The sequence below is a fragment of the Shewanella algicola genome (assembly GCF_014648035.1).
GTDB lineage: Bacteria > Pseudomonadota > Gammaproteobacteria > Enterobacterales > Shewanellaceae > Shewanella > Shewanella algicola.
The window spans coordinates 1-12,488 of sequence record NZ_BMQI01000011.1 but is presented as its reverse complement, the minus strand read 5'-3'; the positions used below and the strand labels follow the sequence as shown (position 1 = coordinate 12,488).

Genomic DNA, 12,488 nt, shown 5'->3' with positions numbered 1-12,488 from the left:
ATGACATTAAGGTATTGGTAAATGAATTCGAGATTTAATTTACACCACTCTTTGTTTATTGGTTTTTGTGCAACATTACTGGTGGTGATAAAAAGTATGTTGCGGATGAAGCTAGGTTTTTCTGGCCACTCCATGTTTTTAATGAGTTTATTTTATTTAGTGTGCTATGGAGCCACCAATAAAGTTGGCAGTATTACCTTATGCGGATTGTTATCGGGCATGTTAGCGATGATTTTAGGCGTTGGTAAAGGCGGTTTATTTATTTTATTGAAATTTACTTTACCTGCTATCGCAATGGACATCGGCTTACTGTTTATCGGGACGTTATTCTCGCTTAAGGTTCGACTGATTTTACTGGCGTTAATAGGCTCAGTTGCATGGGCTCTTAAGTCTGGTGTGCAAGATTTTTTAGTGGGAATGGACATCAACATTGTCTTACTTCAATTTGGGATTAACTGCCTAAGCGGCGGTGCGTTTGCTGTATTAGGCGCATTATTGGTACCGCTGATTTTAAAGCGTCTAGATGCGCATGATTTACTAATGAAAAATGGGATGCGAGATAAATGACAACAACCTGGTTAATTTGTATTGACGATACTGATGATATTGGCACCAAAGGCACAGGTGAAATTGCCGAGGAAATTATGCACCTTATTATGGCTAAGTCTGTTGTGAGATCGGTCAATGATCGCAAGGTAAAGCATGCTACTTGGGTGACAAGGCATCAGTTATTTGTGCATCCAGATATTCCATACACCTCCCACAATAGTGCAATGTGTTTTGAGCTAGAGTCTGATTTATCGTTAAGTCAAATCAAACAGTTATGCATTGCACATCTAGTGGCAGAGAGTGCTGCGGTAGCCGACCCAGGGTTAGCGATTGTCGATAAACACGCATTAACGGCTGATGATTGTCACCAACTCATTGGTTTTGGCGTTGATGCTAAACAGATGGTTAAAACTAAAAATGAGGCTTATCAACTGGCTAAAACAGTCAATGTCGATTTATCAGAACATGGCGGTACAGGTCAAGGTGTGATTGGTGCTCTAGCGGGTATCGGCTTACGTTTGTCCGGTAATGATGGCAGGTTAAAGGGTCAAGTTTCAGTGGGATTATCTGCAGAAATCCCTTCGGTATTGCTAAGCGTTGATCAGATCACTGAACAATGTGGCCTGGACGGCGTCATGGATGTGAATGGGCAGATGCTTAACGGCAACGAGCAGGTTTTATTAAGTGGTAAGGTCAAAGCCGTGTTCCATGGTCATTTATTTTTGTTATTGGCATATCAAGTGCCAGACCCAAAAACCGGTGCGCTGCAATGGTGTAATGCGTTAAGACAACAGCTAAAAAAATACTGAACATGGGACAGAAATGAAGCGATGCAATCACAGTCAACATCAAGAGTTTGATGGCTCAATCATGACGCCATGGTTTACTTATGAACTTTCGCGCCAAAGCACTACAGCTGAGACGCAAAATAATATTGTGGCTGGACGTTGGTTGTTTCGTTTTGATAATCATAATTTAATTCAATCTCGGCAGGCTGCTGCAGTTTGCCCGTATTTTATCGAAGATGATGAAGATGAGATGATTGATGATGTATTACTAAGCTGTTTTAACTGTATGCAGCGACGCTGGCTCATTGATGGCTTTGAATGCGTTGGTTTACCGCTAAACCAACCCTTGGTTGAGTGATTGAACCGTATCGAGTTTAATCATCAATGTTATCTTAACTCATGGGATTGCTCTGGCTGAACTCGCTAAATTGAACATGAGCTGAGCCTAGGGCTCAGCTCATGTATGTTTATGATTTACACCGGAGTGCTCATTATGCTGAAAGCTTTGTTTACTGGGCAATTAAATCTGTTTTATTAGCCATTACTCCGTGATGATATCAATCATGGTTCTATTGCGGCCGTCTTGCTTGGCTTGATACAGATTATCATCTGCCACTTTAATCCACTTGTCTAAATCATTGGCGTAATCAGCATTGGCAGTAATTGCCCCAATGCTGACAGTCACACTAAATTCACGTTTATCTTCAGGAGAGGTGAATCTCTGTTCAGATACAGCTTCTCTAAAGCTATTAAGGTGATGTTTAATGTGTAACGCGTTACTCAGCGGTAATATCAATAAAAACTCCTCGCCTCCATAACGAGCCACAATATCAATGTCGCGCTTAAAGTATTTTTGTAATAACTGAGAAAAAATACGTAAACATTCGTCACCCGCGAGATGGCCAAAATTGTCGTTTACCTCTTTAAATAAATCTAAATCTAATACGACCACGGTAAGGGCTTGTTCGCTTCGCATACAAAAGTCGAGCATTTCATTAAATTTACCTTCAGCATAGCGGCGGTTAAATAAACCTGTGAGCGGATCTCTGTCGACTAACTCTTTGAGCTTACGGTTAGCATTTTCTAATTCTTCAGTGCGTCTGGCTACGGTGTCTTCTAATTCAACTTGATTGTCAATCAACTGCTGTTTACTGGCGGCTAACCGTTGGTACAAGTTAAATACTTCTTTAGGGGAGTTTTCATCAATACTCGGTATTTTCGTCCCCCCAACAGCTGATGCACTGAACTGGCTTGCAACCGCCTCTAGCGGTACGGTTAATAGCGCGCTGAGTTTTCTTGAAATGTAAAAAGTACAAACGAGCGAAATAAGCAGCATAAGAAAACTGCTAAACATTTGCTCTTCTGCCAACTTAAGTAAAGGTGAGAACTCTTTTAAAATATAAACGGTCCAGCCATTATCCAGTGTTTTATGGGCATAGATATATTCAGGCACAATGGAATCTGGATGTTCAATATTGAGTAATTCAAGGCTCGTGCGATACACGCCATCATTGACAGTGAAATTAAACACTGACAACGCAGTTAATCCCAGCTTTTCAGAGGCATAAATAATTTGATTTTGCTCATCGACCATCACTACCGATTCATCGTCGGTATATTCATTATTTTGGTCTACATGGGAAAAATGGCTTAAATCTAACGACCCCTCAACAATGCCTGCCGTGGTTGTATGCTGAAGGTCTGTATAGAAAGGCGCACTCATAGCAATAATCGCATCATTACCAAAACCTCGGCCTAAAAACACGGATGAGACAAATAGGCGATGGTTGTAAAACGATTCAATAAAATAGTCGCGGTCTTTAATATTGATGTTTTCTTCGTTATCAATATTAATCAAGCGCGAGGCGGGACTGGCTGAAATAATGTCTGCACGGGGATCGGCTATTAGCATACTGATAAAACTTGGGTAGCTTTCGTGCAAATTGACTAACATGTTTTGCCATTGTTTAGGGTCATCTGCCACGATAGTGAGTTGCTTTGCCGCATTATCAATCACGGTTTTGTGGTTTCGTAAGTAGTTTTGTGTCGATGTCGCTAAGTGGGACACCGCATCATTGATGTTTTGTTTTAACATGGCCTGTTGGCGTTCTAAAAAATAATAATTAAATATTAACGCCGAAAATAGCATGGTAAGCGTCACCATAAGGGTGAAGAAATACGTTAATTGCGCGCTCAGCATTCGTCGATGACGATCTTTTACTTTATCCTTAAAAAACCACAGCTTAGGTATTGCTAAAATGAGTAACGAGGCCAGACTGGTATACACTAATCCATTCACGCCTTGTTTAGCGATAATAAAACCTAAGTGCGACGAAGGGATCTCCATAATAAAGGTGACATATAAGTACACTAAAGGCGCACCGATGACGAGCCAATATGCCGCATCAGCATATAAAGCATAGATATCTAATCGTCTTGCATAACCCAAAAATAACGCTTCAAGCCCGAAAAATAGGTAAACATGAGGACTATCCCAGTTAATCATTAAGCCTGTTGACGCAAACATGGCCGTTAAAAATGCATACCAAGGCCCAAGTAAAACGGCGGCAATGACCGTCACTGTGTTTCCCAGCACAAATTGCACATTGGCGAAAAACTGAATGGGATAACAGTTGATGAGTAAACCTGCAATGCCCAAAACAATAGAAAACAGCAGGTGTTGTTTGTTAATGCTGGAAAGCTTCAAAAAGAGATCCTTATTGATTTTATTATAAAAACCATCACGACAATTCAATACTTATCTCAAGAAACTGATGAGATTTCAATGTAAACCCCAATTTATATTGTGTTCACTTTTAGCGTAATTGTGTTTATTTTTAGCATAAAAGCCAATTTAACATGCAATTTCATCGGCTTTTTGTTCGACCTTGGTCTAAATAAGTTTAATCACTTTAATTAAATCTCACAATAAAAATGAATATAAGCTTCTGATAAATTTTGATTTTATTGGTTTTTATTATGTTTTATCAAAAAAGGTACGACTAAGGTCTTGATTGTGGTGCTGGTATGAATTGCTAAATTAACAATGACTTTACAAAAACTAGCACAGGGGAGTCGCAATGAGTTTTGAAAATAACGATAAGGCAGCGGGTTATTGGCGTGAGAATTTACGTCTAGTACTTAGTTTGCTTGCAATTTGGGCTGCAGTGTCATTTGGCTGCGGCATTTTATTAGCTGATGTACTTAACGAAATCACTTTTATGGGATTCAAACTGGGGTTTTGGTTTGCGCAGCAGGGTGCAATGTATGTATTCGTGGCGCTGATTTTTGTTTATGTAGCGAAAGCTAATGCATTAGACAAAAAATACAATGTTCAGGAAGACTAAGGGGCACTACGATGGATGTTCAAACACTCACTTATTTAATTGTCGGCGCTACTTTTGCGCTGTACATCGGGATCGCCATTTGGTCTCGTGCAGGTTCTACTAAAGAGTTTTATGTTGCTGGTGGCGGTGTTCACCCCGTGTTGAACGGTATGGCAACGGCGGCAGACTGGATGTCTGCGGCATCATTTATTTCGTTGGCGGGTATCGTGTCATTTGTGGGATATGACGGTTCAGTATATTTAATGGGCTGGACTGGCGGTTATGTATTACTTGCTTTATGTATGGCACCTTATTTGCGCAAATTCGGTAAGTTTACTGTGCCAGACTTTATCGGTGACCGCTATTACTCGCAAACGGCCCGAACTGTTGCGGTAGTGTGTGCCATCTTTATTTGTTTTACCTACATTGCAGGTCAAATGCGTGGGGTAGGCGTGGTGTTCTCCCGCTTCTTAGAAGTTGAGGTGGAAACCGGCGTATACATAGGTATGGCGGTGGTGTTCTTTTATGCGGTGTTAGGCGGCATGAAAGGGATTACCTATACTCAGGTTGCGCAATATTGCGTATTGATTTTTGCTTTTATGGTGCCAGCCATCTTTATTTCGGTAATGATGACAGGTCATATTTTACCGCAAATCGGTTTTGGTGCTGAGTTAGTTGACGCTGCGGGTAATGGCACTGGGGTGTACTTACTCGATAAACTCGATGGATTATCTGCTGAACTGGGCTTCGCACAATACACTGAAGGTTCTAAAGACATGATTGACGTGTTCTTTATTACAGGTGCATTGATGTTTGGTACTGCAGGTTTACCACACGTAATCGTGCGTTTCTTTACGGTACCTAAAGTGAAAGATGCACGTGTATCAGCGGGTTGGGCATTAGTGTTTATTGCAATTATGTACACCACGGTTCCTGCATTGTCAGCGTTTTCACGAGTCAATATGATTGAGACCATTAATGGTCCAGATTCAGCCGGTGTACCTTATGAAACAGCACCTTCGTGGATTAAAAACTGGGAAAAAACCGGTTTAATTAAGTGGGAAGATAAAAACAATGATGGCAATATTTTTTACACTAACGGTGAAAAAAATGAAATGAACATCGACCGCGATATCATGGTACTTGCTACCCCAGAAATTGCTTCGCTACCAGCGTGGGTTATTGCCCTTGTTGCAGCGGGTGGTTTAGCGGCGGCATTATCAACATCTGCGGGTTTATTGTTAGTTATCTCAACATCGGTATCGCACGATTTACTGAAGAAAAACTTAATGCCTGACATCTCTGACCAAAAAGAGTTGATGTACGCCCGTATTGCGGCAGCTTTAGGTGTGGTGATGGCGGGTTACTTTGGTATTAACCCGCCAGGCTTTGTGGCTGCGGTGGTAGCGATTGCATTCGGCTTAGCAGCGGCATCATTGTTCCCTGCTATTATCATGGGTATTTTCTCTAAAACCATGAACAAAGAAGGCGCTATTGCCGGTATGGTGATTGGTTTATTATCTACAGCCAGTTACATTGCTTACTTTAAGTTTATCAATCCGGCAGCTAATTCATCTGACAATTGGTTCATAGGTATTTCACCTGAAGGTTTTGGTATGGTGGGCATGTTTATTAACTTTGGTGTTGCATTTGCGGTCAGTAAAGTGACCACAAAAATTCCTGATGAGATTGTGGAAATGGTTGAATCTATTCGTTTCCCTAAAGGGTCTGGTGAAGCACACGACCATTAATCATCAAGCTTGATTATTGAGCTATTATAAAAGAGCGCTTCGGCGCTCTTTTTGTTGGGCTTTAGTCCTATAGCTCTGAGTTTAAACGCTTTGCTATAGTGATATAGGTAAACAATAGGGAGATGAATAATGGATGCAAGCGAGTTACAACCCGTAGAACAATTTTTGGCTGCACATTCTCCATTTGACTCCTTACCCGCTGAAGTGATTAGCCGTTGTGCTAAAACCATTACCGTGGGTTATTACAGTAAAGCCTCTGCTTTTGTAGAGTTTGATAAAGACGACCCTAAATTGTATATCGTCCGCAGTGGTGCATTTGAGGTACGCGATCCTGAAGGCGTATTAGTGGACCGTGTTGCAGAAGGCGAATGCTTTGGTTTTTCGACGTTATTGTCGGGTGAGAAAGTGGTTAATAAGGTCGCGATTTTAGAAGATGGCCTCGTTTATCATTTACCTCAGGCGTTATTTGCTCAATTACGTGCCGACCACCGCAGCTTTGATCAGTTTTTCACCCGAGCTTTTGCCAAGCGTTTACGCAATGAGGGCCGCTTTAAAGCAAAAGATCTCACCACTACTAGCCGCATTACATCAATTATGTGCGCTAAACCCATTACTATTCAAGCTCATGCCAGTGTAAATGATGCCGCTAAATTGATGCGAGAGCACAGAGTTTCATCGGTGTTGGTGATTGATAATCATAAATTAGTGGGGATTTTAACTGACCGTGATTTACGTAATCGTGTTATTGCCGAAGGGTTAGATGTCAGCACTCTGGTTAGCCAAGCCATGACGGTTAATCCCATTACCACCCACGCTAATGCGCTGGTATTTGAAACTATGTTAACTATGAGTGAGCATAACATTCACCACTTGCCAGTGGTCGAAGGAACCGAGGCACTGGGTATGATCACCAGTACCGACATATTGCGCGCACAACGTTCTCAACCCTTATTGCTCATCGGTGAAATAGGCCGTCAGGCCAATATCGACAGTTTAATTCAAGTGAGTAAACAAATTCCCTTACTGTTACAAAATTTGATTAGCGCCGACGCCAGAGCGGAGGAAATCGGCCGAGTGCTAACATCGGTTACAGATGCATTAACGCGCCGTTTAATTGAATTAAACCAACAGATACTGGGTCAAGCACCAATGGCTTTTTGCTGGTTAGCATTTGGATCGCAAGGTCGCCAAGATCAGGTGGCATGTTCTGATCAAGATAATGGTTTATTGTTAGCCCATGAGCCCGATGAGTTCGCTGCAGCATATTTTGACACCTTAACTAAAGCGGTGTGTAAGGGGCTTGATCAGTGCGGCTATGTATATTGCCCTGGCGATATTATGGCGCAAAACCCTAAATGGCGATTACCGCTTAACCAATGGAAAGCCTTATTTAAACATTGGGTGCTTGAGCCTGAACCCAAAGCTTTAATGCACGCCAGTATCTTTTTTGATATGCGCCCAGTATTTGGCCCGATAAGTTTGTTTAGTGAGTTACAAGATGAGGTATTAGCCTCGACAAAAGATAATGATATTTTCCTTGCTGGAATGGCGGGTAATTCGCTCACAGAGTCTCCGCCATTGGGCTTTTTTAGAAAGTTTGTGCTTGAACGAGACGGCAGCGAAGTCAAAGGTATGGATTTAAAGCATAAGGGCAGTGCACTGATTAATGACATCGCTCGGGTTTACGCATTAAGCGCGGGTATCAAAGAGGTGAATACAGCTAAAAGGATCAGAGCCTTAATGGATGCCAATATTATTAATCGTAAAGATGCGCTAAATCTTGCTGATGCGCATGAGTTTATTGCTCATATGCGCCTAGCCAATCAAGGATATCAGGTAACCAATAATTTACCGGTAAATAATTTTTTAAAGCCACAGCATTTATCATCATTATTGCGGCATCAATTGCGCGATGCATTTAAGGTGGTGCATGATGCGCAAGCAGGTATAAAGCTGAAGTTTTTGAGGAGCTTTTAGTGGCCAATCTGTGGTGGATCAAAGTATTACTGTGGCGTAGTAAAACAAAATCATTACCTTTGCCGTTAAAAAATTATTTAGCGGCAATCACACCTGTGTTAAGTCAACGTTTTATCGACGCCCCCTTAATGGCGATCGATCTGGAAATGACAGGGCTAGACCCATTGCAAGATCAAGTGATTAGCATCGGTATTGTGCCTATTGTTAATGGTGTTATCCCGTTAGATAAAGCGCAACATCTAATGATTGCGATTAGCGGCAGTGTTGGTCAAAGTGCCACTGTGCATGGCATTGTTGATAATCAATTACATAAAGCACTGTCAATTGAACAAGCCATGCAATGGTTTTTAGCACAAACCCAAGGGCACATTTTAGTCGCCCATCATGCGCCGCTAGATATTCAGTTTATTCAACAACAGTTACTGCGTTGTTTTGGACATTCAATACCTTTGGTGTTTATCGACACTTTAGCAATAGAAAAAAAGCGTTGTTTAAGACAGCAAGATGTATTACGGCAAGGTTCTTTGCGATTAGGCGCGAGTAGAGAGCGTTATCATCTACCGGTTTATTCTGCGCATAATGCGTTGGTTGATGCCTTATCTTGCGGTGAATTGTTATTAGCGCAAGTTGCAGCGATGGGGGAGATAAAACAGTTATCGCTGAAAAACCTTATCGATATATATTAATGCTCATTGATATTAAAAAACCAGTCGTGATGACTGGTTTTTTATTTTTCAAACAACAGATTATCAGCAATTATGCTTCGCTGTTGTCTACTTTACTTAAAAAATGATCAACCGCTGGCTTAATCATTTCTAAGGCTGTTTTGTCACAAGGCGATAATTCGGCATCACTGGTATGTATCGCAGTGGTACGCTCACCCCATTTGAGTAACAACGCCGCAGAGGTTAACCCCGCACCAAATGCACATGACAAAATGGTTTGTCCAGCGACAATTCTACCCTGTGATAATGCATCACAAATGGCGATAGGGATAGTTGCCGCAGAAGTATTGCCATAGTCAGCAATATTCACAAAGGCTTTTTCTTTTGGGATCTTCATTCGGCTGACTAGGGTATCAATAATCCGCTCATTGGCTTGATGTGGAATAACAAAATCAACATCATCAATATTGGTATTGCATTTTTCGAGCACTTTTGCGCTTAAGTTAGCCATGCCATGAATCGCACGCTTAAACACTTCCTGGCCATTGATGTGGATATAAAAATCCAGTGACTCATTATCAAATCGGTCCATTTGGGTGCCAAAGTTAGACTGTAAAATATGACGACCTTCAGGATCGTTATTTAACTCATAACCTAATATACCGCCCGGAGTTTCATTGGCTTCAAGCACAATTGCTCCAGCACCATCACCAAACAGCACTGCTGTTTCACGGCGTGACCAATCAAGGTAAAACGACAGACGTTCAGCACCAATAATCAACACCTTTTTATTTTGGCAACTTTTTATCAATGAGCTCGCCAAACCTACGCCATATAAAAAACCACTGCACGCGGCATTAATGTCAAATGCGGCACATGTCGCACCAATATTTGCCTGTACTGTAGAAGCAATATTAGGAATTAAGGTATCCGGACTTGCCGTAGCTAAAATGATTAAGTCAAGCTCGCTGCCATCAATGCCTGCAGCCGCGAGCGCATGTTTGGCCGCGACAGAGGCCATTTCTGACGTATTAACGTGGCTTATATTGCGCTTACTAATACCTGTACGAGTCTTGATCCACTCATCAGTAGTGTCCATGAACGTGGCTAAGTCATCGTTAGTTAGTGTGGCTGGTGGAACAGACTTTCCCCAACCGGTAATGTGTGCATACTGCATAAGCGTTCTCTCAATAGGTATTAACAATTAAATAAATAGCTTTAATATCAGATAATAATATCAAACCTGTATGTTTGATTAAGAATTTTATTGTTGTTATGACTTAATTTTTTGTTCAACTAATTTGGTAATCGAAGCGGCGGCACTCAAAATGTGCTCATGCAACAATGCCGTTGCTTTTTCGACATCACCGGCTTTACACAGTTCAAGTAATATTCTGTGTTCACGTTCAGCCGTAGGTATGCCACCCGTAAATAGCAGTTGTAATCGAATATAACGGTCGCAATTGGTATTTAACCCATGTACTACATCTAGTGTATGTGGTCTATTGGCTGCTTTATACAAACGAGTGTGAAAACGAGTGTTGAGTTCACTCCAACTGGCGACAGACTCTTTGAGCTTAAAAGCCAACTCTAATTGTACGAGTACGGCTTCAGCATCGGCAATATCTTGCTCGGTTAAATTGGGTATTGCTTTAGCCAATAAATCAGATTCAATCATGGCGCGCAACTCAAATAACTCAGTCACTTGCTCCACAGATAATTTAGTTGCTGTAGCCCCTTTATGAGGCTCAAAGTTAATGAGGCCTTCTGCTTCTAATTGTACTAATGCTTCGCGTACAGGGATGCGGCTTACGTTCAATTGTTCAGCAATCGCTGACTGTCTGAGCGGTTCGCCTCCTTCTATATCACCCGAAAGGATCTGTTCTCTGAGTGCTTCAACAACAAGTTGTGTGCGGGTTTTGTGAATAATAGGAGGTATATTGCTCATGTCATTTTCATCACTACTAATATATTCGAGCAAGGGTAACGCTTAGCTAGCGCTTTATAAAGTGAAACCTATACATAAATATGGATAAACATCATAAATGTAATATAAAGCAACTTAAAATAAACAAATAAGTAAAATTTGTGAGTTTATCTGGCACCAAATAGTCGTCAATGTGATAATCACAACAATATCCAGTTTAAGGAGTGTTAGGTTGAAGAAGGCAGTATTTCTAGATCGCGATGGTGTCATTAATAAAGACACGGGTTATGTGCATAACGTAGACGACTTTGAATATATAGACGGTGTATTTGAGGCTTGTAAAGCGTTAAAAGACATGGGCTACTTACTCGTTGTTGTCACTAATCAATCTGGTATTGCTCGTGGCATGTACAGCGAAGATGATTTTCATCACCTCACAGAGTGGATGGACTGGAACTTTGCCGATAAAGGTGTCGAACTCGACGGTATTTATTATTGTCCACATCATCCCGATAAAGGTATAGGTGAATACAAACAAGATTGTGACTGCCGTAAACCTAAACCTGGTATGTTGACCTCAGCGGCTTCATTTTTAAAAATCGACTTGAGTCAATCTGTGATGGTGGGTGACAAGGCTGATGATATCCGTGCAGCACATGCCGCAGGTATCCAAACTGCCATCTTGGTTCGTTCAGGTAAAGTGGTCGACGAGGCCGGCATTACTCTGGCGACGACCGTAGTGGATAGTATTGCTGATGTACCACAATTTTTAAGTCAAGGTTAATTATCCCAATATGAACCTATGGTGCATGCGCTAACAATCTCTTTGTATAGCGCATGTTTTATAAATCTCTCTCATTCTAATCCCACAGCATTTCTATCTACAATTATCCCTAGTATTCGTTAAAAGACATATTATTGCTTTGTTATCCTGAGTTAACATTGTTTTAACCTAGCTTGGAGTGCATTTATCGCTTAATGAGATAAATTGGGCACTTTATATAGAGACAAATGCATAACACGGGCAGTTACAGCGACATTAAAGACAAAATAGAATGATAACAACAGGCCGAATTTGTTCATAAACCCAGCTAAAACAGCCTAAAATAAGCCGTTAAGTTTAAAATCTGTGCAATTAAGCAATAAACTTAAGAAAAAACATTAAAAGGCCTTGCACAATAAAATGAGTTCCCTATAATGCGCACCACTGACACGGAACACGGCGTCTAACGCTTTGTTACTGAGTCCGCTCTTTAACAATTTATCAAGTAATCTGTGTGGACATTCACAGGTATTGAGTTATTCGAAATTGTCTCCTTGTTCTTCGGAATGTAGGCAATCAAAAATTTAAACTCGATGATGAGAATGTTCATAGTAATATGAAACTACAGTAATGTAGTAAGTAATTCGTTAGCTCTTTGAGCGAAGCGAATTATGACAGTAGAATTCATTGAGCCGAGACGTTGTCTCGAAAAAACTTTAATTGAAGAGTTTGATCATGGCTC

11 protein-coding genes are annotated in these 12,488 nt (G+C 41.1%); 8 read left to right on the top strand and 3 right to left on the bottom strand.

Translation table 11 applies throughout. The annotated features are described in order from the left end of the window. Positions 1-21 precede the first annotated feature (21 nt). The 3 genes from IEY42_RS06390 to IEY42_RS06380 are packed head-to-tail and all read left to right on the top strand — an operon-like array spanning position 22 to position 1,695. The gene (locus IEY42_RS06390) at positions 22-567 is read left to right on the top strand and encodes a core component of ECF transporter (protein ID WP_188924479.1); all 546 of its coding nucleotides are present in this window, start codon (positions 22-24) and stop codon (positions 565-567) included. Continuing rightward, positions 564-1,358, top strand: coding sequence for a DNA-binding protein (locus IEY42_RS06385; protein WP_188924478.1), 795 nt, complete (start codon positions 564-566; stop codon positions 1,356-1,358). The genes IEY42_RS06390 and IEY42_RS06385 overlap by 4 nt, the downstream gene beginning before the upstream one ends. Positions 1,359-1,371: 13 nt before the next feature. Beyond that, positions 1,372-1,695, top strand: a complete 324-nt coding sequence (locus tag IEY42_RS06380) for a hypothetical protein (protein WP_229779944.1) — start codon at positions 1,372-1,374, stop codon at positions 1,693-1,695. 183 nt (positions 1,696-1,878) lie between these two features. Here IEY42_RS06380 and IEY42_RS06375 read toward each other — a convergent pair whose 3' ends face one another. After that, complete coding sequence (locus IEY42_RS06375) at positions 1,879-4,044, bottom strand: diguanylate cyclase (protein WP_229779943.1); 2,166 nt, start codon at positions 4,042-4,044, stop codon at positions 1,879-1,881. A 373-nt stretch (positions 4,045-4,417) separates the two neighbouring features. On the opposite strand from IEY42_RS06375, the gene IEY42_RS06370 reads away from it, so the two are divergent. The 4 genes from IEY42_RS06370 to IEY42_RS06355 all read left to right on the top strand — a co-directional run bounded on the left by IEY42_RS06370 (position 4,418) and on the right by IEY42_RS06355 (position 9,077). Further along, a complete protein-coding gene (locus IEY42_RS06370; protein ID WP_188924477.1) occupies positions 4,418-4,684 on the top strand; it encodes a DUF4212 domain-containing protein in 267 nt (88 codons plus the stop codon). A gap of 11 nt (positions 4,685-4,695) precedes the next feature. Then, positions 4,696-6,414, top strand: coding sequence for a sodium:solute symporter family protein (locus IEY42_RS06365; protein ID WP_188924476.1), 1,719 nt, complete (start codon positions 4,696-4,698; stop codon positions 6,412-6,414). Positions 6,415-6,543: 129 nt separating this feature from the next. Then, on the top strand, positions 6,544-8,391 hold the full coding sequence (locus IEY42_RS06360; protein WP_188924475.1) for a DUF294 nucleotidyltransferase-like domain-containing protein: 1,848 nt from the start codon (positions 6,544-6,546) through the stop codon (positions 8,389-8,391). Further along, the gene (locus IEY42_RS06355) at positions 8,391-9,077 is read left to right on the top strand and encodes an exonuclease domain-containing protein (RefSeq protein ID WP_308424981.1); all 687 of its coding nucleotides are present in this window, start codon (positions 8,391-8,393) and stop codon (positions 9,075-9,077) included. The genes IEY42_RS06360 and IEY42_RS06355 overlap by 1 nt, the downstream gene beginning before the upstream one ends. 70 nt (positions 9,078-9,147) lie before the next feature. Here the strand turns inward: IEY42_RS06355 and IEY42_RS06350 are convergent, their stop codons facing one another. Together IEY42_RS06350 and IEY42_RS06345 are read right to left on the bottom strand one after the other, a co-directional pair. Next, the gene (locus IEY42_RS06350; RefSeq protein WP_188924474.1) at positions 9,148-10,233 is read right to left on the bottom strand and encodes a ketoacyl-ACP synthase III; all 1,086 of its coding nucleotides are present in this window, start codon (positions 10,231-10,233) and stop codon (positions 9,148-9,150) included. A 96-nt stretch (positions 10,234-10,329) separates the two neighbouring features. Beyond that, complete coding sequence (locus IEY42_RS06345; protein WP_188921833.1) at positions 10,330-11,004, bottom strand: GntR family transcriptional regulator; 675 nt, start codon at positions 11,002-11,004, stop codon at positions 10,330-10,332. Between the two features lie 211 nt (positions 11,005-11,215). On the opposite strand from IEY42_RS06345, the gene gmhB reads away from it, so the two are divergent. Further along, positions 11,216-11,767, top strand: coding sequence for a D-glycero-beta-D-manno-heptose 1,7-bisphosphate 7-phosphatase (gene gmhB / locus IEY42_RS06340; RefSeq protein WP_188924473.1), 552 nt, complete (start codon positions 11,216-11,218; stop codon positions 11,765-11,767). The last annotated feature ends 721 nt before the right edge of the window (positions 11,768-12,488 follow it).

Bases quoted from the DNA above. Each gene is read 5' to 3' on its own strand.
- IEY42_RS06390 (WP_188924479.1), top strand. From the start codon at position 22: ATGAATTCGAGATTTAATTTACACCACTCTTTGTTTATTGGTTTTTGT.
- IEY42_RS06385 (WP_188924478.1), top strand. From the start codon at position 564: ATGACAACAACCTGGTTAATTTGTATTGACGATACTGATGATATTGGC.
- IEY42_RS06380 (WP_229779944.1), top strand. From the start codon at position 1,372: ATGAAGCGATGCAATCACAGTCAACATCAAGAGTTTGATGGCTCAATC.
- IEY42_RS06370 (WP_188924477.1), top strand. From the start codon at position 4,418: ATGAGTTTTGAAAATAACGATAAGGCAGCGGGTTATTGGCGTGAGAAT.
- IEY42_RS06365 (WP_188924476.1), top strand. From the start codon at position 4,696: ATGGATGTTCAAACACTCACTTATTTAATTGTCGGCGCTACTTTTGCG.
- IEY42_RS06360 (WP_188924475.1), top strand. From the start codon at position 6,544: ATGGATGCAAGCGAGTTACAACCCGTAGAACAATTTTTGGCTGCACAT.
- IEY42_RS06350 (WP_188924474.1), bottom strand. From the start codon at position 10,233: ATGCAGTATGCACACATTACCGGTTGGGGAAAGTCTGTTCCACCAGCC.
- IEY42_RS06345 (WP_188921833.1), bottom strand. From the start codon at position 11,004: ATGAGCAATATACCTCCTATTATTCACAAAACCCGCACACAACTTGTT.